Source organism: Primorskyibacter flagellatus (assembly GCF_900176485.1).
Taxonomy (GTDB): domain Bacteria; phylum Pseudomonadota; class Alphaproteobacteria; order Rhodobacterales; family Rhodobacteraceae; genus Primorskyibacter; species Primorskyibacter flagellatus.
In genome coordinates, this window is record NZ_FWYD01000001.1 from 1 (window position 1) to 24,206 (window position 24,206).

Sequence of the window (24,206 nt, forward strand, 5' to 3'; positions counted from 1 at the left end):
CGGCGGAATTCGTCAGTTCGTTTCAGTCCCATAGTTCATCTCCTTTGGTGCAGTAAATGCTATCAAAGGAGCGGCATCAAACCGTGACAGGTCCATCATCTGGCGCATGCTGGAGGGTACTGGGTGCCGTGGTGCTGAGGTAGTGGGACTGAGGGTGGAGGATGTCCAAGTCACCGGACCATATCCTCACATCCGCGTTATGTGGCATGAAAACAGGCGGGTTAAGACCAAGGTGTCTATCCGCTCAGTGCCGCTTGTCGGTGACGCTCTGACAGCAGCGAAAGAAGCTCTGGAGTTGGTCAAGGGTGAGCGCATGCTCTTCCCACGATATGCTTATGAGGGAGGCCCTGACACCGTTTCGCAAGCCCTGATGAAGCATCTGCGCGGATTCACGACGAACAAGCGCCATGTGGTCTATTCCCTCCGCCACAACATGAAAGACCTTTTGGTATCCGCAGGTGTCCCCGAGCGGGATGAGCATCGCATCCTAGGCCACTCGCTCGGCGGAGTAGGTAACCGGGTGTACGGCGGCGATATCGCAAAGCTAAAGGCTGCCGCTGAAGCAATGAATTTGGCGCACGCGCTGATGCCATAACTGGGCTTGTGGAGCTACTAGACCCATTTGAGGTCTCGGCAGGCCACCGATCAGGAAGACCCCAACATCGCCCATTCGAGGCACCCGAGCATCATCCGTGAGGAACTCAAAAGGCCACGAAGGGAGGCGCTGGGCAGGCCGTGAGTGACCCGCTGGACACCTCAAAGGCTGTTCTTGTATTACGCGTTTGATAACGCACAACAAAATCGATTAACCCACCCTAGACAGGTCAATAAAACCACCCCATAGGATAGATGATAGGAAAGGTTATAGTGATAGAGAGTATGTGAAGGTGTATGGATGATGGAGGGAAGGTGTCCCTCTTCTATCTCATACATCCTCACCTACCCTTTAAGGTTACCCTTAAGGTGCCCGCTGCGGTTTAACGTAAGGTTCACCACCATCATCATCTCTCACACAGCACCCGTCATTACAGTTGCATGTTAGAGGTGGATAGGAGGTAACACTCTCGTGTGGCATATCAGGCACCTGCAGGTGTCCCGCGTGATCTCCCCTCACTCCCCCTTTACAGGTTCCTTAGCGAGCTTGTGGAGGGGGTCTCGTTACCGATCTTGGGGCCCTGAATGTGGCCCAGACAAGTTCGAAACAAAAATACCACAAAAATCTGAGTGGTAGAGATCATATAATGGGCCGCGCAAATTTCCCCCGGCGGGAGGGCTAATCACCATACATGTGAGGCTCTTTTGCCCTTCCAACCAAGTAGCCAGAAAATAGGACGGCAACAGCTGCCACCAGAGAGCCAACTGGAATGGATAGCCACAGCGACCAGTTAACCGACTGAGTGAACAAGTAGACAATGGCAATACCGAATGCGTTCCAAAAAAGCCCCTTCATTTCAATAACTCCGTATTGTTTTGGGCACTGTAGGAAGTGTCCTCGCCGAGGTCCAGAGGCCCTTGCTGTCCCACTAAGGCAAGGTCTATTGAGTCGTCTCACGCCGCCTCTACCGACCGTCTCACACAAGTTATCTGGACATTATGGGACAACAGCCCTACATCGTTCTAGACTTCATTGAGACAGAAGGATGAGACAGATGATCGTTGGATATGCTCGCACTTCCACCCTCGACCAGACCGCAGGTCTTGAAGCTCAACAGCGTGATCTGGCTGACGCAGGCTGTGAGAAGGTGTTTGTTGAACAGGTCTCTTCGGTGGACGTAACGGCCCGAGAACAACTCGCTCAGGCTCTCGATTACATCCGCGAAGGCGACGCCCTTGTAGTGACCAAGCTCGACCGTCTGGCACGCTCTGTGGCGCATCTGCTGGAGGTGCTGGAGAAGATTGAGGCCAAAGGGGCGACCCTCCGCATTCTCTCCATGGGCATTGACACAGGCACCGCTACGGGCAAGCTGATGCTGACCCTCTTGGGGGGTGTGGCCGAATTTGAGCGGTCGATCATGCTGGAACGCCAACGCGAAGGCATTGCCAAGGCCAAGGCAGCGGGCAAGTACAAGGGCAGGAAGCCCACAGCGAAGGCCAAGGCGAACGAGGTGTTATGTCTGCGCGCCGAAGGGGTGGGGGCGACCGAGATCGCCAAGCGGCTGGGTATTGGCAGAGCAAGCGTTTACCGCATACTAGAGGAGGAGAGAAAGACGTAACTTTTAGTAAGGGTGTGCCTCATGATTTACACGAGCGAGTGCGTAGGGGTAACAAATCAGTCTTTACCGAGTTTGTTCGCGGCCTCCCGCCGCCCTTTAGGCGATAAGAATTCAGTGCAAAAGTTGCACAGAAGGAGTTTGTATTAATGGATTGGTCGATTGATCGTTTGGAAGCCATTGGAGCGGCGGTCGCGACGTTTGAGTATTGGTTGGGGATAGCAACATCGGTGGTGATTGTTTTTGTTCACCATCGTTTGAAACTTCCAAAGTTAAAAGTGACAGGCGGTAGCGGCGGAAGCAAAAAAACGGACGATGGAAAACCATTTGAATATAGGCGTTTAAGTATCACTAACACTCCATATTTTTTTGGGTATCCTGTAAGCCGTGACGATTTTCAGGTCCAATCGGCGCGGATTTACGACCCAGAGAAACGTGTCTACCAAGGACATTTAATGCGCTGGCAGGGTGAGCCTGAGAACAAACCATTTAAGACAAAAATCCCAGTCGGCGAAACTGCAATTCTCTACGTATATGGATTGTATGAAGGGCGCGTTCACCTTTACAGTGGAACGTCTCAAAACAACATTGACCACGGCGAAACACTTGTCGAAGTGGGCCAGTCACGGAAACTGGAAATCCACATAACAGACATTTTCCGGAGACGTCATAGGATAGCGTTTAGCATTTCCGCTGAAGAAAGAAGAAACGCGATGCAGACGGTGCAAGTTCATTTTCGGGTAAAAACAACTCTCTCTGATCGCCTGCAGCAGGTGAGGGGGGGCGTGCGAGAAGTTGTGTCGGCGTTAACGCGGCCGAGTTATTGAACGTACGTCGGGCATAACGGATATCCCAATCAGGGATTGCTTCATACTTACAATCGTGGGACACAAATAGGAGTCCCTATGGGACACAGAGGGGAGCTGCTGTCTATTAAAATAGTTTGAATACAAGATGTTAGGTGTTCTTTGGTTGCTGAGTTAAGGCGTCTCGACCGCACCATCACCACCCAGGTAAGGTGGTGCCTTCCAGCAAGATCATTCTGGTCCGACGTGGTTGGGCGAAGATCGAACGACAAGCCCCAATGAAAATGTGTAATATACGCTTTATCGCGTGTGACTTGAGCGTAAGGAATGATCGCGAAGTTACAAACGGATCAGACGTATGAAATTTTCGGCCAATCTGGGATTTCTCTGGCGACGCCCAATAATTGGAAAAAGTGATTTTGTATCCCGAGCGGGACGTGCGGGGTGGCGCGGCAGCGATTTTCTATCGGGGCCAGGTCCGGGACGAGGCTGCCATCTTAACCAATGATGCGACCGGGAAGCGCCGACAAACAGTCCCGTCTCGCGTCACGCCGCCATTTCCAGAATCGCGAAGCCTTCCGCATCGTCGATGCGCTGCGCAAATTCCCGCGCGTCCCGCAGCATCGTTTCAATCACGGGTCGATAAGACGGATAATGGGTGTAGCGGTCGAAACCTGGATCGGAACGCGGCGTGATGAAAAGGTTCAGCTCTTCCTCGGGGTCGGCATGTCGGTTGTAAAGCTCGTGGTTGCCATCATCCGATGCGATGAGTTTCCATCCCTCGGATAGCCACGCGCGTTGGTGCAATGCGCTGACATGGGTGATGTTCTGAACGTAAAAGCCGCGCCGCCAGTCCGGGGCAGGTATGCCATCGAGCAAGGGTTTGAGACTGTGCCCGTGGCATTGGTCCAGCGGTGGCGCGCCGGCAAAATCCAGTAAGGTTGGCGTCAGATCCTGCAACCCCACCAGATCCGACCGCACGGCACCGGCGGCAATCGTGCCTGGCCATGAAATCAGCATCGGGATGCGGATTGAATCGTCGGTGCAGACGAATTTATGCTCGCCCTCGGCCCGGTATCGGAAGGTCTCGCCGTGGTCGGAGTAATACAGGACAACGGTGTTCTCGCGCAGTCCGGTGGATTCCAGCGTGGCCAGAATACGTCCGATCTCATGGTCGAGTGCGGTGACGGCGGCATAATAGCCCGCGAAGGGCACGCCCTTATGGCGATAGGGTTCGTAGAAACGCGCGGGCGCAGTGAATGGGTCATGGGGCGGGTAGTAGCTTTGGACCATGACGAAGGGTTGGTCACTGTCCGCCTGTGCCTGATCTCGCAGAAAACCGATACAGGCATCGGTCTGCAAGGTGGGCCGGTATTGTCCGTCCAGCCGTCCGCCAACCCAATGTCCGACACGGCTGTTAAAGCTTTCTTCCCAGATGTCGAAGAACGGCGGGTGGCCTTCGCCCAGATGCCATTTGCCGAAATGCGCGGTCAGGTAGCCCGCATCCTGTAGCTGGTCAAACACGGTGCGTTTGACCGCGCCGACGCTCTGAAACGCGTTGTCGATGCCGTAGACATTGTCGATGATCTGATGCGCATGCGGGTAGACGCCGGTCCACATGGTGGCGCGGGCGGGCGTGCAAACCGGCCAAGGCGTGTAGGCGTTCTGGAACCGCACACCCTCTGCCGCCAGCCGGTCCAGGTTGGGTGTCTGAACGAAGGCGCTGCCTGCGCAGCCCATCGCATCGGCGCGGTGCTGGTCCGAGAAGATCACGACGATATTGGGCGGTTTGGTCATGCGGTCTGTCCTTTTGCGGCGGGCAGGGCTTGGGCCAGCAGGTGGCAGTTGGCGCTGTGGTCCGGGCCAACAGTCGTTCGCGCGGGGGGCGTGCTTCGGCATATCCCCATCACATGCGGGCAGCGGGTGTGAAACCGGCAGCCCGACGGAGGGTCGATGGGGCTGGGAATGTCGCCCTTGATGGCAAGTTCGGGGCGTTCATGGACACGGGCGCGCGGTACGGATTTCAGCAAAGCCTGCGTGTAGGGATGGGCGGGGTGTGCGAAAAGTTGCGCCTTGGGTGCGATCTCGACGATCTCGCCCAGATACATCACGGCAACATGGTCGGCGATGTGGCGGACGATGGCCATATCATGGCTGATGAACAGGTAAGTCAGTTGGCGCTCGTGCTTGAGCTTTTGCAACAGGTTGACGATTTGCGCCTGCACGCTGACATCAAGCGCCGAGACCGCCTCGTCGCAGATCAGCAGATCGGTTTCCAAGGCAAGTGCGCGGGCAATGCCAACGCGCTGGCGCTGACCGCCCGATAGCTGGTGGGGGAAGCGCGCGGCGAAACTCTGGGGCAGGCCGACAAGGTCAAGCAGTTCGGCAAGACGCGCCCGCCGCGCTTTGGCGGTGCCGACAGAATGAATGTCCAGCGGTTCCATGATCGCCTGTCCGATCAGCATACGCGGGTTGAGCGAGCCGAAGGGATCCTGAATGACGATCTGCACGCGGCGGCGGAATTCTTGCATGGCTCGATGATCCAGGCCGCGAATCTCGGTTCCCGCAATCTCTATCTGTCCGGAGTCAGCCTCGATCAGGCGCAGCACCAGACGGCCGAGGGTGGTCTTGCCGCAGCCGGATTCCCCGACCACGGCCAGCGTCTCGCCGCGCGCTATTGAAAAAGATACGTTATCCACCGCCCGCACCACAGAGCGGTTACGGCCAAGCAGCCCGCCACGCCCGACCTGAAAGTGCTTCGTCAGGTTGCTGACACGCAGAAATGGTATGGCGCGATCATCCATCACTAACCTCCAGCGGACCGTCAAAGAGGTAGCCTTTGGGCCGTATGCAGGCGGCGCGATGGCGAGCCTCAAAACCCATCAGCCGCGGATCAGTCCGGTCGCAGATCTGACGAAAATGCGCGCAACGCGGACCAAAGCGGCAGCCATTGGGCCGTTCATGTGGTTGCGGTACGGTGCCGGGGATGGTTGGCAATTCGTTCACATCACGATCCACCGGCGGATGGCTGCGCAAGAGGCCTTGTGTATAAGGGTGCAGCGCGTGTTCGAAGATCTGTGACGTTGTCCCGGACTCGATGATCCGGCCAGCATACATCACCGAGACATTATCGGCATAGCCTGCAACCACGCCCAGATCATGTGTGATCAGCAGGATGCCCATGCCCAACTCGCGTTGCAACTCGTGCAGCAATTCAAGGATCTGCGCCTGGATGGTCACATCCAGTGCCGTCGTCGGCTCATCCGCGATCAACAGTTTGGGCTGGCAGGCGATGGCGATGGCGATCATCACACGCTGCCGCATCCCACCGGATAGCTGATGAGGGTATTCGTCGATCCGCCTGTCTGCGGCGGGGATGCGGACCCATTCCAGCATTTCCAGTGCTCGTTTCCGGGCCGTGGCGCGATCCAGCTTCTGATGCACGCGCAAGGTTTCCACGATTTGTTCGCCCACCGGCAGCACCGGGTTCAGCGCGGTCATGGGCTCCTGAAAGATCATCGAGATTTCTGCTCCGCGCACGCGGCGCATCTCATGTGTGCCAAGTGAGGGCAACTCGCGCCCGTCAAAGGTGATGCGCTGTGCCTCTACGCGGAATTGCTTGGGCTCAAGCAGGCGCATGATCGCCATTGCCGAGACTGATTTTCCACTGCCTGACTCTCCGACCAGCCCGTGGGTCTTGCCCATCATCAGGTCCAGTTCGACTCCCTCAACCAGCGCCGCGCCGCCATAGCTGACACTTAGTCCGCGGACCGAAAGCAAAGGCGCGACCGCCATGTCGGATCTCCGAATCTGCATGTCGGCCATTATGCACATAGCCGCAAGAAAAGACGCGTTACAAAATAGCAGCTTGCGATCTTCGTATACGTTTATACAATCCGAAAAATGCGAGTCAACGTGCGCGGTATCTGCACAAGCGGCGGCGTTTTTCGGTCATTGACCCGGAACGCTGCCGACATGGCGCGGATGGGCCTGCTGGGGTAAACAAAGATATTGGAGCCAGGAATGAAAATTATTGACGTTACCGCGATTTACCTCCGGCTCCCAGAGATCGAGGCGCGCACCGACAGTTCACAAGATGCGTTGCTGGTGCGGATTGACACCGATGCGGGTGTGACGGGTTGGGGGGAAGTGGACGGCTGCCCATGGGTGGTGAAGGCGATCATCGACGCACCGATGTCCCACACCATCGTGACCGGCTTGCGCAACCTGCTGATCGGTGAGGACCCGATGGATGTCGCCCGGTTGTGGACAAAGATGTATGAGGGCACGCTGTATTACGGGCGCGAGGGCGCGGTCATTCAGGCGATGGCAGGCTGTGATCTGGCACTGTGGGACATCAAGGGCAAAGCGCTGGACCAACCGGTATGGAAGCTTTTGGGTGGGCGCTACCGTGACAAGCTGCGGGTCTATTCGTCGAACATGTTCCAGTTCACGCCCGAGGACACGGCAGACCGGCTGCGGGCGGCCAAGGATGAAGGGTTCAGCGCCGCCAAATTCGGATGGGAGCCGTTCGGCAAGGACCCGGCCACCGATTGCGCCTATCTTGATGCACTGCGCAAGGCGGCGGGCGACGATTTTGACATCATGCTGGATGTCGGTCTGATCTGGGACGCGACCACCACGATCCAGCGCGCCAAGCTGTTCGAGCCGTATAACCTCGCATGGATCGAAGAGCCGGTGCATCCCGACGATCTGAACGGCTATCGGCGGATTTCCGAGAATATCACCCAGCGTCTGGCGGCGGGCGAAGAAGAATGTACCCTGCGCGGGTTCCAGCGGCTGATCGATGAAGGCGGTATCGGACTTGCGCAGATTGATCTGACGCGCTGTGGTCTGACGCAGGCGATGAAGATCGCGCAATATGCCGCCGACAAAGGAGTGCTGGTCGCCAACCACAATTTCACCACGGATCTGAACACCGCCGCGTCGCTGACTTTTCTGGCGGCCGTGCCCAACGCCTATGTTCTGGAATACTGTGTGGAGCCGTCCGAGATTTCCCGCAACCTGGCCCGCGAGCCGTTCAAGCAGAAAGACGGATTCATGGATGTGCCGGATGCACCGGGGCTTGGCTTTGAGCCCAACTACGAGGTGATAGAGAAATTTGCCGTCAGCAGCCTCTGACATGAGCGGGCCTGCGCCGAATATCGTGGTGGTGCTGGTGGATCAGCTTCGCCGCGACGCGCTGGGCTTTTACGGCGACACGAATCTACGCACGCCCGCGATTGACCGCATGGCCGCAGAGGGGCTGGTGTTTGATGCCATGTCCTCGACCTTTCCGGCCTGTGTGCCGTTTCGGTTTTCGTTTCTGACCGGCGAATATGCGCATAGCCGGATGGTCCCCGCGCTGGGCTACCGCATGTCACCGGCAGAACGCACGCTGGGCGAGGCCATGCAGGAATGCGGCTATCACACCGGCTATCTTGGCAAATGGCATCTGTATTCGCTTTACGGCATTGCCGGCGGGCAATCCCTGCAAGAGGCCAACCGGACGCCAATCCCGGCCAGCCACCGGCGCGGTTTTGCCGATTGGCAGGGGTTCGAGCTGCGCAACGATTTCTACGACACCCATCTGTTCGAAGGAGAGGCGGCTCAGTCTGTCCCGTTGGAGGGCTACCAGACCGACGCGCTGTTTCAGCGGGCGCGTGACTGGCTGTCCGTGCCGCGTGGTGATCCGTCTTTTCTGATCCTTTCCGTGGAGGCACCGCACCCGCCCTTCACGGCACCAGAGGAGGCCATCCGGAGGGTGGCCTCCCGCGGGGGGTATGCCAGACGACCGAATGTCGATGTGCAGGCGATCCGCACCTTCCCGCCGGAATGGCAAAAAATGGCGAAGGATGGATCCACGATCGATGCGGTCCGGGGCGCGGAACGCGATGCGATCTTTGTCGCAAACATGCAGATCTATTACGCGATGATCGAGGAGATTGACCGTAACATGAACGCGCTGCTGGAGACCGTGCAGGCGATGCCATCGGACCGGGAAACCATCGTCGTTTTCCTGTCCGATCACGGCGAGTTGGGCGGCAGTCATGGCATGCTGGGCAAGGGAGAGCCGTTCGAGGAATCCATCGGTGTGCCGCTTATCCTGTGGTCCACGGATGCAGGTCTGGTCGCGTCTGGACGCCGCAGCGACCTACCGCTGTGTACCGAGGATCTTTTTCCGACCTTGGTGGGCCTTGGCGGCGGGGCGTCGCCAAACCTGCCGGGGCTGGATGTCTCTGGCTTTGTGACCGGGCAGGGGGCGTTACCGGATCGCGATGGCGTTCTGTTGGAATTCACCGCAGAACTGCGCCCGAACCGGCGCTACCATGACGAGACGTGGCGCGGCATTCGCACGCGGGATACAAAATACACCGTGTTGGGTAACGCCACAAATGGGGTCCGGCCCTGGATGCTGCATGATCTTGCTACCGATCCGTTCGAGCAGCGCAACCTGATCGAGCAAGACCCCGAACGCGTCCGCGATATGCACCAAAAGCTGATCCGACTTCTGGCCGAGGCCGGGGATGATTACCCGATCACGGATCTTGCTTTTTGACGTTGTCGCGATTGGCGCGAAGTCGTTCGTAATTTACCGCATCGGGCACTTCGAGGATATGGGTTTGCATATTGCGTTCCAGCTCTTCGGGGGTGCCACTCTGTAGAATCCCCAGCAATTCTTCATGTTCCTCGACGATATTGACCAGTGTGGGTTGAAGAAAAGTCGAAAGCCCGATCACGATGGTCAGTTGTTGCGCCAGCGGTTCCCATGCCTGCATCAACGCGCGATTGCCCGGCACCTGACAGAGACGGCGATGAAATTCTATGTCGTGGATGGCGACGCGGTAATAATCCTTGGCACGGGAGGCATCGCGAAGCGATTGCACGCATTCGGCCAGTGGATTCAGAAGTTCGGGTTCCTTTTCTGCACGGTTCTGAATCTCGGTCGCAGCCAGCATTTCCAGCGTCAGGCGAACCTTGCGCAGGCTGCGCATGCTGTCTTTGGAAACTTCCATGAGACGCATGCCACGATAGGGCGTGTTTTCCACCACGCCGCGGCTTTCCAACAGGCGCAGCGCCTCGCGCACCGGCACCCGGCTGACATTCAACTGGCGGGCAAGATCGGCTTCGATGATGCGGTCGCCGGGCAGGAATTGACCCTTGGCCGCAGCCTCGACAATCGCATCGACAATGGTTTCTGCAAGCATCCTGGGCGCGATCGGAGCAAGCTGAGTCTTTATTATCGGCCGTGATGGCGGTTTCATTTTCTCTTGATCCTCGTCGGTCTGCACATGGCCCGGGGCCAGCCTCGGGCCGGGTCTTGCCATGACATGCGCGCAATTGGAATCTATTCTCAAATATGGATTGCATCAAGCCCTCTATCGTATACGATAATACGAAAAATAAGGGCCGCTGCACTTTAAGGCCGCTGCACCTTTACGTTGCATGCTGATCGGGCTGAGCCGTGTTCAATCAGGGGAGAAAGCTATGCGTAAAAAGAAATGGATCACCAACAAGGCCAAGCTGCGCAAAGCGCTGGCGATTCCCGCTTTGGTGTTGGGCATTGCGGCCTCTCCGGTCGTGGGTCAGGTTGAGGGCGGCGAGCTTGTCTTGGCGCAAAGCGCAAACCCGCCCAGCCTTGACGCCATGACCTCTTCTTCGGAAACGGCGCGCAACATCAACATGAACATTTACGAGCCGCTGGTCGCCATAGATGAAAACGTCAATCCGATCCCGATGCTGGCCAAGAGCATCGAGCCATCCGAGGATCTGCTGACCTATGTCTTTCCGCTGCGACAGGGGGTTCTGTTCCATAACGGCAAGGAAATGACGGCCGAGGATGTCAAAGCCTCGCTTGAACGCTACCGCGAGGTCGGGGCGACGCGCGGCATGCTGGACAAGGTCAAAGAGATCGAGATCACCGGCGATTACGAAGTGACCTTCCATATGTCAGAGGCGACGCCCACCTTTATCGAAGGGTTCTCCTCGCCTCGGGCGCCTGCCGTCATCATCCCCGCCGAAGAGGCCGCGAAACCCGCCAACGAGATTGAGATCATCGGAACCGGTCCCTTCAAATTCGTTGAATTTGTCCCCGACGATCATGTGACGTTGGAAAAGTTTGCCGATTATGTCCCGAACGAGGATTTCGACGGCCCCACTGGCTTTGGCGGCAAGAAAACCGCCTATCTGGACAGCGCCGTTTACCGGATTATCCCCGAGGCCGGCGCGCGTATCGCGGCGCTTGAGGCCGGAGAGGTGCAATGGGCCGACCAGATCCCGGTGCCCGCTGCCAAGCGGATGAGCGCAGATGAAAATCTGAACGTCTACGAGGCGCGGCAATGGGCCTTCATGACCTTCATCATGAACTGGAACCTGCCGCCGACCGATGACGTGAATTTCCGCCGCGCCGTTCTCTATGCGATAGAGCCGGAAGAGGTGATGGCGATCGCCACCGAAGGTTTCTACGACCTCAATCATGGCTGGCAATATCCGGGCCGGACCTACAACGCGGGCGACATCGGCAAGGAGATCTACGAGAGCGCGCATATCGACAAGGCCAAGGAGTTTCTGGCGATGTCAGATTATGACGGCGAAGAATTCCTGATCCTCACCGATCCAAACTATGCCGAACACAGCCGCGCCGCGGTTGTGCTGGCAGAGCAGCTGAAACCCATCGGCATCAATGCGGTGGTCAAACAACTGGACTGGGCGACTGTGCTGAAGATCCGCCTGACAGACGAGGGCTGGAATGGCTGGACGCTGATGCAGGGGCTGGAGCCGTTCCTGGGACCATATGGCATTGCCGCCAAGATGCGGGGCGACCAGACCCATATGCGCGGCACGGCGGATGTGTTCGAAGAAAGCTATAACCGCCTGATTACCGGCAAGACGGTAGAGGACCGGCAGAAAGCCTTTGCCGAAATCCAGACCGCGATTTACGATCTGGTCCCGCAGATCAAGATCGGCGATGTTGGCCGGATGCAGGCAGGCTCGGCTCGGCTGAAAGGGTTCAAGCCGTTCCGTGCGCCGCGTCTGAACGACATCTGGCTGGAGGACTAGACCAGCATGATCATGCGCCCGCCGGAACCTCTGGCGGGTCTTGAAACGCCCGGACCGACAAGCGCGCGGCTGGCCGGGAAAGGAAACGGGCCCAGGAGACGCCTTTAGTGACGAGATACATTCTCTCCCGCGTGCTGTCAGCGGTCCCGGTGCTTTTCGTGGTGTCGCTTGTGACCTTTCTTCTGATGTGGCTTGTGCCCGGTGATGTCGCCTCCCAGATCGCCGGTCCGGATGCCACGGCAGCCGAGCTGGAGGCGATACGCCAACGTCTCCAGCTCGATCAACCTATCCATATTCAGGCTTTCCGCTGGTACGGGAACCTGTTGCAGGGCGATCTGGGCCAAAGTTATCTGTTGCACCGCTCGGTTGTGGACGCGGTGTTCGAGCGCCTGCCGGTCACGCTGTCGCTGGCCTTCATGTCGCTTGTGCTGGCCGTCATTTTCGGGGTTCTGCTGGGCGTGCTGGCGGCGACAAACCACAACAACTGGATTGATCAGGTCACCATGGCCGGGGCGCTGCTGGGCCTGTCGCTGCCGGATTTCTGGTTCGGTCTGGTGCTGATCTTCTTTTTCGCGGTCGGCATGGGGTGGTTCCCGACCGGTGGCTACACGCCGTTCACCGAAAGCCCGCTTGGCTGGCTGCGCAGCATGACCCTGCCGGCCTGCACGCTGGCCTTCACCCAGATGGGGGTGATCGCACGCATGGTCCGATCCAGCATGCTGGAGCAAATGGGCCAGGACTATATCCGCACCGCCAAGGCAAAGGGGTTGCCGCGCGGACTGGTGCTGTTCAAGCATGCGCTGCGCAATGCGCTGATCCCTGTGATCACGCTGGTGGGGATCATGACGGGGTTGCTGCTTGGCGGCACTGTGGTGATCGAGGTGGTCTATTCGCTGCCCGGCGTCGGGCGGTTGATCATCGGCGCGATCCAGAACCGTGATTACCCCATCGTGCAGGGAGGGTTGCTGATGACGGCGGGCATTTTTGTCTTCGTCAATATCGCGGTGGATATTCTGTACACAATCGTCGATCCGCGGGTGCGCAATGACCGCTGAAGCGGGGGTTCCCGACATAAGCGCAACGCGTGCCTGGGTGGCGCGTCTGAAGCTGGGCCTTGGAACAGCCGCGCGCCACCGGTCCATCCAGGTAGGCGGTGTGCTTTTCGGCTTCATCGTGCTGCTGGCGATCTTCGCCGACCTGATTGCCCCGTTCGATCCCAACAAGAACAACTTTCGCGCCTTGCTGAGCGCGCCTGATGCCGTGAATATCTTTGGCACCGACGCTTTCGGGCGCGACATCCTCAGCCGGGTGATTCATGGCACGCGCCTGTCGCTGCTGGTCGGGCTGCTTGTGGTTGTCGCCACGGGTATTCTGGGCGTCATCGTCGGGACATTTACCGGCTATGTCAGGTGGCTTGATGGCCCGGTCATGCGGGTGATGGACGGGTTGATGGCCTTTCCAGGTATCCTTCTGGCGATTGCCTTGGCGGCGGTTCTGGGGCCGTCGGTGAGCAACGCGGCGCTTGCGCTGACCATCACATTCACGCCGCGCACCGCCCGTATCGTGCGTGGGTCCGTGCTGGTCCTGCGCGAAATGCCCTATGTCGAGGCGGCAAAGGCCTGCGGTGCCAGCCATGCCCGCATCGTGCTGAAACACATATTGCCCAACGCACTGCCGCCGCTGATCGTGCAACTGACCTTCGTGTTCTCGGTCTCGATCCTGGCCGAGGCGGTGCTGAGTTTCATGGGCGTCGGTCCGCCGCCGCCGACGCCGAGCCTTGGCAATATCATCGCCGAGGGACGGTCCTATATTCAGGAAGCGCCCTGGGTCGCGTTGATGCCCGGCATTGCCATCGCGATGACCGTGCTGGGGTTGAATATCATTGGCGACGGGCTGCGCGATACGCTCGACCCGCGCTTGCGCAACCTTTGATATAGCCACGATGGCGATGGATATGTGCGCGGGCCGCCGGACGACGAGAACTGATGCGGCTTTGACAGGCCGCCCCGTGCCCCATAGCCTTGTCGCATGACAAATGCCGATCCCGCCTTTCAGACGCCGTCAGTCGCAGCCGCATTTGCTGCGTTTCCCGACGCGGCGCGCCCACATCTGCTGGATTTGCGTCGGCTGATATTGGAAACGGCGGCCCAGACGCCGGGCGTGGGGGCGTTGCAGGAAGTGCTGAAATGGGGCCAGCCTGCCTATCTGACAGCACAGAGCAAGTCCGGCTCCACCATCCGGCTTGGGGTGCCGAAAACGGGCGGGGTGGCGATTTATACCCATTGCCAAACGACACTGATTTCGGATTTCCGCGCCATTCTGCCCGATGCGTTCCGGTATGAGGGCAATCGCGCCATTCTTCTCGACACAGGCGAAGCTCTGCAAGAGGACCGTTTGTGCATGTTCATCGCCAGTGCGCTGACCTATCACCTGCGCAAACGGGTCAGCGGAAAATCTCTATCTGAGGTGTGAATGTGTCGATGGGATCAAGCGGATAGATCGGCCGCTGACACAGCTTGTGCCCCAGCGTCTCGACCCGAGCAGAGGTCGCGCCTTGCGCATCCACGGACACAACCGTATCGGCCCAGGCATCGAAATAGCGGTGTTGGCAATGCGGGGACTTGACCACCGTGATGTCAAAATCGCGGGGGTCTTCGCCATGGCCGAAAAACAGCGACCGGTCGAAGAGCTGCACAGGGCGGGTCGAGGCGATCACGGTCAGATTGCCGCTGCGCAGCTTGGCACAGGGGCCGGCACTGTCCCACGTCCCCCAAGTCTCCATTCGGTAGTGACCGTCCGACAGCATCGCGACCTTGGCCTTCACCCTGACCGGCGCGAAGCGTCTGTCGCAGCTTCCGCCGAGATGGAAACAGGCGGTGACACCGACGCCCAGCTCGAATGCGCGCGCGACGGTGGGAGCGTCGACAATGGGGGCGAGGATCGTAGCGGTCACATCGGCGTCCAGAAGCGCGTGGATCAGTTCTGCGCTGTCGCCCGATGCCCCGGAACTGGGTGCGTCGGCGGCGTCTTTCAGTATCAGCGGAAATCGCCCATCTCGGGCCAGCGCCACCGCGTCATTTAGCGAGACAAGATCGGCCTGCATGGTTGCACGGTGATCGAAGAATCCATCGGCAATGTCGCGCACCGCAGCGTCGGCTTTCTCCGCATCGCCATCGCTGATGGCCAACACCTGACAGCACAGTTCCGGCACATCGGTGAAAGGATTGCCGATCATCACCGTGGCTGCAAGCAGCCCGTCGGAGGCGGCGCGCGCCACCGCGCGGGCCATGTATTGACCGTATATGCCGGTCTCGGTGATGCACGCGTCGCCGCGCACCAGCATCGGAATGCGCAGCCGTGCCACGACAGGCGACAGGTCCTCGCGCAGCAGACGCAGCATCATCCGTGCCGCCCGCGCGCCTGTATCGGCAAAGTCCACATGCGGATAGGTGCGCAACGTCTCGAATGCAGGGCAGGCGGCGATCATCCGGGCGGTCAGAATGCCGTGCAGATCGAGCGACATGGCAAAGGCGGGCTTCGGGCCGACAAGCGCCCGCACGGCTTCCAGAATATCGCCCTCTGGGTCGGTCTCTGCCGTTGTGGCCATCGCGCCGTGCAGCAGGAACAGAATACCGTCGATGCCGTCAGCCAGTTGTGCGCGAACGGCGTCAAGCAGGGCCGTCTTCAGGGCAAGAAAATCCTCATGCTGCAATGTCCCGGCACTGCACGCGGTGGCGGAGTAGACGCAGATAGGTGTAACGTCCTCAGCACCGTCCAGCACCTTCAGCGCGCCCCCCGCATAGGTGTCTGTGCCTGCAAAAGTCTGCCGCATGTTCTGGGCCAGATGCTCTTCGAAATCGGCGCGGGTGCTGCGCACCGGGTTGAAGCTGGAAACCTCCTGTTGCAGCGCGACGATCAGAATGCGTTTCATCGGCAACCCTTTCGGCAGTTATTTCACGACCGGCGGTTCCAGCCAGCTTTCGGCGGGATCAAGGCGCCGGACATGACGTTGGTCCGGCCGGGTCTGGCTGGCCCATTCATGCAGGATCGCTTTCTCGCGTTCACGGTTGCGGACCTCTTGCGCGATCTTGACGGGATCCCAGTCCTCCAGCACTTCGGCAGTCAGATGTGAGCGGATATCGGCAAGCTCTGGCACACCCGCCAAATCGTTGGCCTCTTCGGGGTCGGTTTCCAGATCGAACAGCATCGGTTCATAGCCATCAATGAAGATCAGCTTGTAACGCCCTTTGCGGATCATTCGCTGGCGCGTCGGTTCGGACCCGCACCAGTTGGCGGTTGCATCGGTGACATATTCCGAGAAGGTGACGTTGTCCCACCTTGGCGCGGGTGTCTTGCATATGCGCAGCAGGCTGCGCCCGTGCGAGGCGGGCAGGGCGGGCGCGCCAGCCGCGTCGATCAGCGTCGCGCCGATATCCATCAGGTTCGTGACCTGGCCACGCGCGGCACCTTCCGGCACCCTACCGGGCCAGGACAGGATCAACGGGACGGCGACCGAGTCTTCGTAGAAGGTGTTCTTCCACCAATGGCCGTGTTCGCCGATCTGTTCGCCGTGATCGGAGCAATAGACAATCAATGTGTTGTCATCGAGTCCTGCTTTTGCAAGCGCATCCAGAACCTGCCCGATCAGCCGATCCATCCGCATGACCAGCGCGTAATAAGCCGTGCGGGCGCGGGCCATATCCTCGACAGTGGTCTTTTCAAGGCCGCAATCCTTGCGCCATCTGGCCAGCCAGGGATGTTCCGGATCGGGGGCAGGCTGCGACGGTGGTGGCACCTTGCCGTCAAAGAGCGCGTAATCCTTGGGGTCGGCGACGAAGGGGCAATGCGGCAATAAAAAACCGACCATCAGGCAGAACGGGTTGCGGGTCTCGACACCCTCATCCCCCTTGGCGGCAAGCCAGTCACAGGCAAGCGCCGCCGTTTCCTCGTCAACCGTCTGATAGCCAGACCGGCCGGCACCCGACCGCTGCAAGGATGTGGGCCCCGGCCCCTGCGCCCATGCCAGCGGGCCTAGGCTTTGCGTCGGAGCGCCGGGCCAATTCGGTCCTGCGTCGCCGCCCAGTCGTTCGCAAAACCCGTGCATCTGGTCTGGACCGACAGAGTGCATGCGGCCGATCAGGGTGGGTCGGTATCCCGCTGCCCCAAGCGCATGCATCCATGTCGGGCGATCACTGCCGAGGTGGTCCTGAAGCGTCCAGCAGCGCTGCTCATACGGGTACTGCCCGGTAAAAGCCGACATTCGGCTGGGGACGCAGATCGGGGACGGGCTGTAGGCGTTGTCGAAGCGCACACCGCGCGCGGCCAGCCGGTCCAGATTGGGCGTCCGGGCGACGGGGTCGCCATAGCATCCGGCCACACGGCGGGAATGTTGGTCGGACATGATATACAGGATATTCGGTCGCTCGGACGCGGCACTGCCAAGTTTGGTGGCCATGTTACGGCCAGTCATCGCGGAAATCTTCCATGAGGACCGCAACCGGATCACCGCGCGTCACGCGCCCCGGACCCGCCCCCATCCAGATCACGCCCGAGCTTGGGTAATGCAGGACTTGTGCGGGCGTGTCGATATCTTCGGGGAAATGCAGATATCCCGCAATATGCCCCGCAAACACAGTGGCACCGTGATAATGTGAGGGTTCGAATATGCCGTTGCGTGGCGCGGTCAGATACGCATCGGTGCCGCGCACCATCATGTGGCGCGTGACCGGGGTGCCGTCTTTATGCGTTACATTCGGAGTGCCCTCCAGAACGTTGAAGTGTTTCAGGATATTCCGGATGCCGCAGGAGCCGACCCGCACGCCGTCGATACTGACCCGGCCCCAGCCGCCCAGTTCCGTTCCCAACGACACCAGCCCGCGTGCCTCCACGCAGGAGGTGAAGGTCGCGCCCTCGTCAACGCCCGCGAAGACCACGTTGTATGGCGCGCCAAAGGCTTCGGCCGCCCTCAGGGTCTTGCGCAGCATTTCCGCGTCTTTCGAGTGATGCATGTTGGTCGATAAGGCGGAATCGCAGCTGTGGCCAGCAGTGTGCATATCAATGGACACATCGGCGTAGGGGAGCACGACGCTGTCCAGAAAATGCGCCAGCATCGGGCTGAATGTGCCGCGTGGATCGCCTGGAAAACACCGGTTGATGTCAAACCCGTCTATCGGAGAAAGCCGTGTGTCCGCCAATGCCGCAGGAACGTTTACGCAAGGCAGCATGATGACACGGCCCTGAACCTCGCCGGGGTCCAATGTCTGCGCGAGACGGGAAATCGCGATCTGGCCCTCATATTCGTCGCCATGCACGCCGCCGGTCAACAGAATTGTTGGTCCCGTGCCATTCTTGATGCTGATTATCGGTATCTCGATCACGCCCCAACCTGCTGTGTTGCGTGACAGCGGGGCGCGCGCATATCCTGCCTGCCGTCCATCCTTGTCAAAGTCGATCGGACAGCTAATTCGGCTGATGGTCGGTACGGCCAATCGAATGATCCTCTTATTAATTTCGTATGATTGTATACTATCTTTTCCGAGTCAATCGTGACGCATTACGGATGTCCATGAACGCGCGCTGTTAGGACGCGGGAACAATTGCATAAATCGCGCGTTTTATCCGCTTCATTCGAATGTTACTTTCAAATACGGGATTTGTCCGCATGTCCATTGGACATGCTGCCGGTGCGACCGTCTCAGAGAGCAAGTATGCCAAACGATCACAATCACGATCATTCCTCAGGTGACCACCATCATGCACCCAAGGTGCGTTCGGAAAACGAAAAGGTGGTGCTGGTCGCATTTCTGCTGACCTTCAGTTTCATGCTGGCGGAACTGATTGGTGGGCTGCTGTCCGGCTCGCTGGCGCTGATCGCCGATGCCGGGCACATGCTGACCGATGCGGGGGCGCTGGCTTTGGCCTGGGCAGGGTTTCGCTTTGGTCGCCGCAAGAGCGATGATCGCCGGACGTTCGGCTATATGCGGTTTGAGATTCTGGCCGGCTTCGTCAACGCGGTGACGTTGATTTTGCTCGTCGGCTGGATCGCGTGGGAGGCGGTGATGCGCCTGATAGCCCCCAGTCCGGTACTGGCCGGGCCAATGCTGGTGATTGCGGTGCTGGGCCTGGTGGTCAATATCGGCGTCTATTGGATGCTCCGCCGCGGCGACCGCGATCATGTCAATATCCGCGGCGCGATGGTGCATGTCCTGGGCGACCTTCTGGGCTCGGTTGCGGCAATTGTGGCGGCGATCACGATCTGGCTGACGGGTTGGACGCCGATTGACCCTATCCTGTCGGTGCTGCTGTCGGTGATTGTGCTGCGCAGCGCGTGGATGTTGCTCAAGGCGTCGATGAATGTGCTGATGGAGGGCGCGCCGAACAATATCGTCGTGTCGGACATGCAGCAGACGCTGGTGGCCGACGTGCCGGGTGTCGAAGATGTTCAGCATGTGCATGTGTGGTCGATCACCTCCGGGCAGCCCGTCGCCACGATGGAGGTGCGCCTAAGCGACAGCGCTGATCCGGCCGCTACCACAGCCGCGATCAAGCACTGCCTGTCCACCACGTTCGGCATTGCGCATGCCACGGTGGAAATTGATTGGGAACATCGCGAAGATGATTGCGTGCTGATCCCGGATTGAAGCTACAGAGAAGGTCACAAGGCTGATTGCTGATCTTCGAAAGGGTCGCGACCGCGTTCACCGCACCCGAAAGATGTTTCTTAACCGTATCTTCAATATTTACAATCGGGTCGTTGCCCTGAATAAGCGGGCACTCGTGCGGCGCTTGCGTTAGCAAGCACAGGTCGCGTTGAGGTTGCAAAATTCGCTGGGGTGGATCTTTGTCAAAACTTAGCTCATTTGGTCCAGCAGTCGCGGGCACATCTCCACTTGAAGCTGCGCGGGCGGGTCTTGGTGCCTTTGTCGGACTTGCGATCTGTGGCCTGTTGGTCCTGTCGTCCTCGGTTGATTTCAATTTGGGTCTGTTCCTCGTGGCGCCGTTCGGGGCAAGCTCTGTCCTTCTGTTTGCCGTTCCGAACAGCCCCTTGGCACAGCCCTGGTCGGCGATTGTCGGCAATTCGGTTGCCGCCGTCGTGGCTGTCGCTGTGTGTCTGATCGTCGCGGAACCGATGCTTCGTATCGCATTGTCCGTAGGGCTTGCCATCGCCGCCACGATTCTGTGCCGGGCGTTGCATCCCCCGGCGGGTGCAGTCGCGATGACCGTCGCAATGAGCCCCGACGCGGTTGATGAACTGGGCTTCATGTTCGCATTGACGCCGATTGCCCTGGGCACGGTTCTGCTTGTTCTGATTGCAATCGCATATGGAAGACTGACCGGTCGGCATTACCCGTTCCGGCAATTCGACGATCCGAACACGCACGGCACCTCTGACCCCGAACCGATGGAACGTCTGGGATTGTCCGAAGAAGAACTGACCAACCTTCTCAACCGGTATCGGCAGTCGTTCAACCTCGGCGTCGAGGATCTGGCCCGGTTGATCGGGGCCGCGGAAATTCAGGCGGCCACGCATCGGACGAACCCGATGGCAGCGGCCGACATCATGTCCCGCAATCTGGTGACGGTCCGCAGTAATACAAAATTGGCGGAGATCGCGGAGTTGTTCCGGCAGCACAGATTTACCTGTTTGCCGGTCATCGGCGCGGGCGATTATTATCTGGGTGTCATTTTCCAGATGCATCTGATCGACCGCGCCAGCCGGGAAACGAACCTGAGCCGACGCACCTTTCGGTCTGCCATGCGACGTTTGATGGACAGAACCGGAGATGCGCCGCTGACAGCATCCGACATCATGGCGGCTGACGGTCCCTGCGCGCGCCCATCGACATCTCTGGCGGCGCTTCTGCCGTTGATGGCGGATGGCGAGGTAGATGCCGTGCCGGTGCTGGAAGCTGACCGCATCATCGGGATCGTGACCCGCACGGACTTGATCAGCGCCCTCGCGCGAAGCACATTGAACGCACCGGCACCGTCGGACCAAAAAACCGTGGCTGCACAAGAGGGGTGAACATGGAAGATGACGGCGACAGCGGTGGGTCGGACCCATGCATGGCGCATCTTCTGGTTGATGGAAACCCCGTGGACCCGGCGACGATGCGGGATGTGGCCCGCTTTCGCAGCGCAGAGCGCGCTCGGCTGATGGACGCCCGGCGGAGCATTTCGACGCAGCAGCGCGCGGCGATGACCACAAAACTATCCCAGACGCTTGAGACCATTGTCGCGCCGGAACCAGGCATGCGCATCGCAGCCTATTGGCCCATTCGGGGCGAACCGGATCTTCGTGACTGGATGGGGCGGGCGCATGATGCCGGTGCCAATGTGCTTCTTCCGGTCGTGGTCAAAAAGAATGCACCGCTGATCTTCCGTGACTGGTCGCCGGGCTGTGCAATGGAACGCGGTGTGTGGAACATCCCGGTGCCTGCCAAAGGCGAGGCCATGAGGCCGGATGTCGTGATTTCACCATTGCTGGGCGCGGATGAGGCATGTTTTCGGCTTGGCAATGGTGGCGGTTATTACGACCGCACCTTGGCGCGGATCGACCCGATGCCAAAGGTGATCGGTGTCGGATTTGCCGATTGCATCCTTTCGACGATTTTTCCGATGCCGTGGGATGTTCCAATGGATACTGTCGTTCTTGCTGACGGTTCCGTTTGTCACCGTTCCTGACATGACGCGGCCCAAGGCGGCAACAACAGATGCGCCAAACGCAATGACGGGCTGGCAGCTTTTCAGCGAGCGTGCCCGCAGCGCAGCGTCTCGATGTCTCGTCGGCCGGTTGAGACAGGTCGTGATTGGAACCTGAACCCTGCTGACGCCGTTCTTCAATCAGACAATAAAGGAGAACGGACATGACTCAAATCTGGTTGAGACGCGCCTATGACGAGGTCGGTGACGCAGACGGACAGCGGATTCTTGTGGATCGGATCTGGCCGCGCGGCGTTTCCAAGGAGGACTTGGAACTGGACGACTGGATGAAAGAGATCGCCCCAAGCGACGACCTGCGCGACTGGTTCGATCACGACCCGAACAAATGGGACGGGTTCAAGACGAAATATGCAAAGGAACTGGACGCCAACAAAGAGGACGTCGACGCCCTGCGCAAACGTGTTGATGCCGGGCGCGTCACGCTGATCTTCGCCGCGAAGGACGAAGAACACAACAATGCCGTTGCCTTGAAAGCGTATCTGGAAGCTGACTAGAGCGCACTTCAATTGCAGTTCCAAAGTATCACTCGCCCATTGCAGACTGTTATAATCAGCTGCGGGCAGGGTGGGCACACATGATGAAACGGACATCCACGGACCTTCAGGAAACACTCGGCAGCGTCTATTGCATATAAAGCTGCCGAGTTTTCCTGTTATTCAGGTCTGCAAAGCGGAATGGACCTGTTCGCCTGCGCTTTGGTTCAGAGCAACCGGACATTTGTGTCAACCTTGCTGAAATGCACAGACTGGTCCGCCCATTTCGCTTTATGTGACGCTTGCTGCGATCACATCTACTGCGCGCAGCGATAGGGCAGCAATCGTAAGGCTTGGGTTGGCGGTGGCAGACGTGGGAAACGTGCCTGACCCCAACACGAACAGGTTGCGATGGTCAAAGCTGCGCAAATCCGCATCCACCACCGCAGTTTTGGCGTCCGTGCCCATGCGTACCGTTCCGATGATGTGCCCCGATCCCTGAGCATCCGGGGAATGATTGATATTGGTCGCGCCCATTGCCGCAAACACTTCGTCATGCGCCTTTTGCGCGGCGTCCAGACCAGCACGGGTGTAATCGGAATAGTCATAGTTGATACGGGGCAGCGGCATCCCGTTGGCATCGCGTTTTTCAGGGTCGAGCGTCACCCGGTTCTCTGCGTCGGGCGATTGCTCGACCAGGGATGCCAGACGGACCTGGCGCGAAGTCTTGTCCTTGATTGCCGCGTCCAGTTCGGCACCGCGCAGGCCGGATTTTGCCAGATCGTCAGCCGTCGACTGTGGCGCACCGGTGGGCCAGGCGTGGCCGTCATTGCCAAGCTCTATGCGGAAAGCCGCATAATCCTTCCGGAACTCTCCGTCGCGCAGATTTTCGATACCGGATGTTGAGAGAGGCCCGCGATATGGCCAGACCGGCTCTGGGGTTTCTGCCCAGCTGAGTTTGCTGGGATGGTCCATCAGGTTGCGGCCAACCTGGTCAGAACTGTTTGCAACCCCGTTTTCTGCACCTTCCTGAGCCGAATTCAACAAGAGGCGCGGGGTCTCGATCCCATGTGCCGCAACCACCACCACCTTGCCGGTGGCCGTTCCTTCGCTGCCATCGGCACGTTTGAAATCAACCGAAGTGATCACGCCATCAGCGCCCAGATTTAGCCGTGTGGCCGTCGTCTCGTCGTAGACGACAGCACCGGCCTCTTCAGCCTGGAGCACATGAACCGTCGCATCATACTTTGCCTGAATCGGGCAGATCGGGATGCACGACGCGTTACCGCAGCATTCCGGACGGTCTGCGTGAAAGGTCGAATTTCGTCCCTGAGGTGTGGCGCGCAGTTGAAATTTTGTGCCTTCAAGTGCTTTGCCAACCTGCTTGTCCAGATATGTTACCGGGATCATCTCCATTGGGAAATCGCCGGACCGTGGAGATCCCAGATCTTCGCTGCTGTCACCAGAGACACCGATTTCCTGCTCGGCTGCCAAATAGAACGGCTCCAGCGCGTCATAGTCGAACGGCCAATCGACTCCGTGTCCGTAAAGCGAGTTGAGTTTGAAATCACCGGGCACGTTGCGCAGCGTCGTTCCCAGCCAATGCCACGTCGTGCCGCCGACGACCTTGATGTAGGTCGACTTGAAATCTTCCGGTCCCATCTGCTGGTAATAATCGCTGATGCGGTGGGTCAAAGGATGCGGCGCGGTGGGATCATTGGGGTAAGCCGATTCCGGCACCTTGATCTTCGCATTCCAGAAGGTCTCTACCGCATCATATCTGTCAATACGCTTGCCACTTTCCAGAAAAGCGACCTTCAGCCCCTTTTGCGCCAGTTTCGCACCAGCAATCGCGCCAGCGATGCCAGTGCCGATAATCAGAATATCTGCCGTGATGTCGTTTGCCATTTCTGGAATTCCTCGGGTCGTGAATT

The 24,206-nt window shown here is 59.0% G+C and carries 21 protein-coding genes; 13 read left to right on the plus strand and 8 right to left on the minus strand.

Features of this window, described 5'->3' with window-relative positions:
- The first annotated feature begins 61 nt into the window (after window positions 1-61).
- From B8991_RS00005 to B8991_RS00015, 3 genes are all read left to right on the plus strand, one after another.
- A complete protein-coding gene (locus B8991_RS00005) occupies window positions 62-595 on the plus strand; it encodes a tyrosine-type recombinase/integrase (protein ID WP_459562008.1) in 534 nt (177 codons plus the stop codon).
- Between the two features lie 1,054 nt (window positions 596-1,649).
- Window positions 1,650-2,213 (plus strand): recombinase family protein, encoded by a 564-nt coding sequence (locus tag B8991_RS00010; RefSeq protein ID WP_084350267.1) that lies wholly within the window; start codon window positions 1,650-1,652, stop codon window positions 2,211-2,213.
- Between the two features lie 146 nt (window positions 2,214-2,359).
- Window positions 2,360-3,037, plus strand: a complete 678-nt coding sequence (locus B8991_RS00015; protein WP_084349772.1) for a hypothetical protein — start codon at window positions 2,360-2,362, stop codon at window positions 3,035-3,037.
- Window positions 3,038-3,562: 525 nt separating this feature from the next.
- Here B8991_RS00015 and B8991_RS00020 read toward each other — a convergent pair.
- From B8991_RS00020 to B8991_RS00030, 3 genes are read right to left on the minus strand one after another with little or no spacing between them, the layout of a single operon-like run.
- The gene (locus B8991_RS00020) at window positions 3,563-4,813 is read right to left on the minus strand and encodes a sulfatase family protein (RefSeq protein WP_179141393.1); all 1,251 of its coding nucleotides are present in this window, start codon (window positions 4,811-4,813) and stop codon (window positions 3,563-3,565) included.
- Window positions 4,810-5,820 carry an ABC transporter ATP-binding protein gene (locus B8991_RS00025; RefSeq protein ID WP_084349774.1) on the minus strand — a complete coding sequence of 337 codons (1,011 nt, stop codon included), beginning with the start codon at window positions 5,818-5,820 and terminating at the stop codon, window positions 4,810-4,812. The genes B8991_RS00020 and B8991_RS00025 overlap by 4 nt, the downstream gene beginning before the upstream one ends.
- Complete coding sequence (locus tag B8991_RS00030) at window positions 5,813-6,811, minus strand: ABC transporter ATP-binding protein (RefSeq protein ID WP_084349775.1); 999 nt, start codon at window positions 6,809-6,811, stop codon at window positions 5,813-5,815. The genes B8991_RS00025 and B8991_RS00030 overlap by 8 nt, the downstream gene beginning before the upstream one ends.
- Window positions 6,812-7,039: 228 nt before the next feature.
- Between B8991_RS00030 and B8991_RS00035 the strand changes: the two genes are divergently transcribed.
- Together B8991_RS00035 and B8991_RS00040 are read left to right on the plus strand one after the other, a co-directional pair.
- Window positions 7,040-8,158: a mandelate racemase/muconate lactonizing enzyme family protein gene (locus tag B8991_RS00035; protein ID WP_084349776.1), complete on the plus strand. Its 1,119-nt coding sequence runs from the start codon at window positions 7,040-7,042 to the stop codon at window positions 8,156-8,158.
- Window position 8,159: 1 nt separating this feature from the next.
- On the plus strand, window positions 8,160-9,575 hold the full coding sequence (locus B8991_RS00040) for a sulfatase-like hydrolase/transferase (protein WP_084349777.1): 1,416 nt from the start codon (window positions 8,160-8,162) through the stop codon (window positions 9,573-9,575).
- Here B8991_RS00040 and B8991_RS00045 read toward each other — a convergent pair.
- Window positions 9,556-10,224: a GntR family transcriptional regulator gene (locus tag B8991_RS00045; RefSeq protein ID WP_084350268.1), complete on the minus strand. Its 669-nt coding sequence runs from the start codon at window positions 10,222-10,224 to the stop codon at window positions 9,556-9,558. The two genes, B8991_RS00040 and B8991_RS00045, sit on opposite strands and share 20 nt — an antisense overlap.
- Window positions 10,225-10,504: 280 nt before the next feature.
- Here B8991_RS00045 and B8991_RS00050 point away from each other — a divergent pair, with 280 nt between their 5' ends.
- The 4 genes from B8991_RS00050 (at window position 10,505) to B8991_RS00065 (ending at window position 14,548) form a co-directional block, all read left to right on the plus strand.
- Window positions 10,505-12,076 carry an ABC transporter substrate-binding protein gene (locus tag B8991_RS00050; RefSeq protein WP_084349778.1) on the plus strand — a complete coding sequence of 524 codons (1,572 nt, stop codon included), beginning with the start codon at window positions 10,505-10,507 and terminating at the stop codon, window positions 12,074-12,076.
- 107 nt (window positions 12,077-12,183) lie between these two features.
- Window positions 12,184-13,131 carry an ABC transporter permease gene (locus B8991_RS00055; protein ID WP_084349779.1) on the plus strand — a complete coding sequence of 316 codons (948 nt, stop codon included), beginning with the start codon at window positions 12,184-12,186 and terminating at the stop codon, window positions 13,129-13,131.
- Window positions 13,121-14,008: an ABC transporter permease gene (locus B8991_RS00060; protein ID WP_084349780.1), complete on the plus strand. Its 888-nt coding sequence runs from the start codon at window positions 13,121-13,123 to the stop codon at window positions 14,006-14,008. Before B8991_RS00055 ends, B8991_RS00060 begins: the two co-directional genes overlap by 11 nt.
- Window positions 14,009-14,104: 96 nt before the next feature.
- Window positions 14,105-14,548 (plus strand): DUF1801 domain-containing protein, encoded by a 444-nt coding sequence (locus B8991_RS00065; RefSeq protein ID WP_084349781.1) that lies wholly within the window; start codon window positions 14,105-14,107, stop codon window positions 14,546-14,548.
- Here B8991_RS00065 and B8991_RS00070 read toward each other — a convergent pair.
- Genes B8991_RS00070 through B8991_RS00080 form a run of 3 tightly spaced genes read right to left on the minus strand, consistent with a single transcriptional unit; the run spans window position 14,520 to window position 18,564 of the window.
- A complete protein-coding gene (locus B8991_RS00070; protein ID WP_084349782.1) occupies window positions 14,520-16,007 on the minus strand; it encodes a M81 family metallopeptidase in 1,488 nt (495 codons plus the stop codon). The two genes, B8991_RS00065 and B8991_RS00070, sit on opposite strands and share 29 nt — an antisense overlap.
- Window positions 16,008-16,025: 18 nt before the next feature.
- Entirely contained in the window at window positions 16,026-17,546 is a 1,521-nt protein-coding gene (locus B8991_RS00075; protein WP_143514449.1) for a sulfatase family protein, read from the minus strand.
- Complete coding sequence (locus B8991_RS00080) at window positions 17,533-18,564, minus strand: succinylglutamate desuccinylase/aspartoacylase family protein (RefSeq protein WP_084349784.1); 1,032 nt, start codon at window positions 18,562-18,564, stop codon at window positions 17,533-17,535. The genes B8991_RS00075 and B8991_RS00080 overlap by 14 nt, the downstream gene beginning before the upstream one ends.
- A 219-nt stretch (window positions 18,565-18,783) precedes the next feature.
- Here B8991_RS00080 and B8991_RS00085 point away from each other — a divergent pair, with 219 nt between their 5' ends.
- The 4 genes from B8991_RS00085 (at window position 18,784) to B8991_RS00100 (ending at window position 22,293) form a co-directional block, all read left to right on the plus strand.
- Complete coding sequence (locus B8991_RS00085; protein WP_143514450.1) at window positions 18,784-19,716, plus strand: cation diffusion facilitator family transporter; 933 nt, start codon at window positions 18,784-18,786, stop codon at window positions 19,714-19,716.
- 200 nt (window positions 19,717-19,916) lie between these two features.
- The gene (locus B8991_RS00090) at window positions 19,917-21,101 is read left to right on the plus strand and encodes an HPP family protein (protein ID WP_143514451.1); all 1,185 of its coding nucleotides are present in this window, start codon (window positions 19,917-19,919) and stop codon (window positions 21,099-21,101) included.
- Between the two features lie 2 nt (window positions 21,102-21,103).
- On the plus strand, window positions 21,104-21,760 hold the full coding sequence (locus B8991_RS00095; protein WP_084349787.1) for a 5-formyltetrahydrofolate cyclo-ligase: 657 nt from the start codon (window positions 21,104-21,106) through the stop codon (window positions 21,758-21,760).
- Window positions 21,761-21,942: 182 nt separating this feature from the next.
- Entirely contained in the window at window positions 21,943-22,293 is a 351-nt protein-coding gene (locus tag B8991_RS00100) for a DUF488 domain-containing protein (protein WP_084349788.1), read from the plus strand.
- Window positions 22,294-22,563: 270 nt separating this feature from the next.
- Here the strand turns inward: B8991_RS00100 and B8991_RS00105 are convergent, their stop codons facing one another.
- Entirely contained in the window at window positions 22,564-24,180 is a 1,617-nt protein-coding gene (locus B8991_RS00105; protein ID WP_084349789.1) for a GMC family oxidoreductase, read from the minus strand.
- Window positions 24,181-24,206: the final 26 nt, after the last annotated feature.

Coding starts and splice junctions, on each gene's coding strand:
- B8991_RS00010 (WP_084350267.1), top strand. CDS start 1,650: ATGATCGTTGGATATGCTCGCACTTCCACCCTCGACCAGACCGCAGGT.
- B8991_RS00015 (WP_084349772.1), top strand. CDS start 2,360: ATGGATTGGTCGATTGATCGTTTGGAAGCCATTGGAGCGGCGGTCGCG.
- B8991_RS00020 (WP_179141393.1), bottom strand. CDS start 4,813: ATGACCAAACCGCCCAATATCGTCGTGATCTTCTCGGACCAGCACCGC.
- B8991_RS00025 (WP_084349774.1), bottom strand. CDS start 5,820: ATGGATGATCGCGCCATACCATTTCTGCGTGTCAGCAACCTGACGAAG.
- B8991_RS00030 (WP_084349775.1), bottom strand. CDS start 6,811: ATGGCGGTCGCGCCTTTGCTTTCGGTCCGCGGACTAAGTGTCAGCTAT.
- B8991_RS00035 (WP_084349776.1), top strand. CDS start 7,040: ATGAAAATTATTGACGTTACCGCGATTTACCTCCGGCTCCCAGAGATC.
- B8991_RS00040 (WP_084349777.1), top strand. CDS start 8,160: ATGAGCGGGCCTGCGCCGAATATCGTGGTGGTGCTGGTGGATCAGCTT.
- B8991_RS00045 (WP_084350268.1), bottom strand. CDS start 10,224: ATGCTTGCAGAAACCATTGTCGATGCGATTGTCGAGGCTGCGGCCAAG.
- B8991_RS00050 (WP_084349778.1), top strand. CDS start 10,505: ATGCGTAAAAAGAAATGGATCACCAACAAGGCCAAGCTGCGCAAAGCG.
- B8991_RS00060 (WP_084349780.1), top strand. CDS start 13,121: ATGACCGCTGAAGCGGGGGTTCCCGACATAAGCGCAACGCGTGCCTGG.
- B8991_RS00065 (WP_084349781.1), top strand. CDS start 14,105: ATGACAAATGCCGATCCCGCCTTTCAGACGCCGTCAGTCGCAGCCGCA.
- B8991_RS00070 (WP_084349782.1), bottom strand. CDS start 16,007: ATGAAACGCATTCTGATCGTCGCGCTGCAACAGGAGGTTTCCAGCTTC.
- B8991_RS00075 (WP_143514449.1), bottom strand. CDS start 17,546: ATGACTGGCCGTAACATGGCCACCAAACTTGGCAGTGCCGCGTCCGAG.
- B8991_RS00085 (WP_143514450.1), top strand. CDS start 18,784: ATGCCAAACGATCACAATCACGATCATTCCTCAGGTGACCACCATCAT.
- B8991_RS00095 (WP_084349787.1), top strand. CDS start 21,104: ATGGAAGATGACGGCGACAGCGGTGGGTCGGACCCATGCATGGCGCAT.
- B8991_RS00100 (WP_084349788.1), top strand. CDS start 21,943: ATGACTCAAATCTGGTTGAGACGCGCCTATGACGAGGTCGGTGACGCA.
- B8991_RS00105 (WP_084349789.1), bottom strand. CDS start 24,180: ATGGCAAACGACATCACGGCAGATATTCTGATTATCGGCACTGGCATC.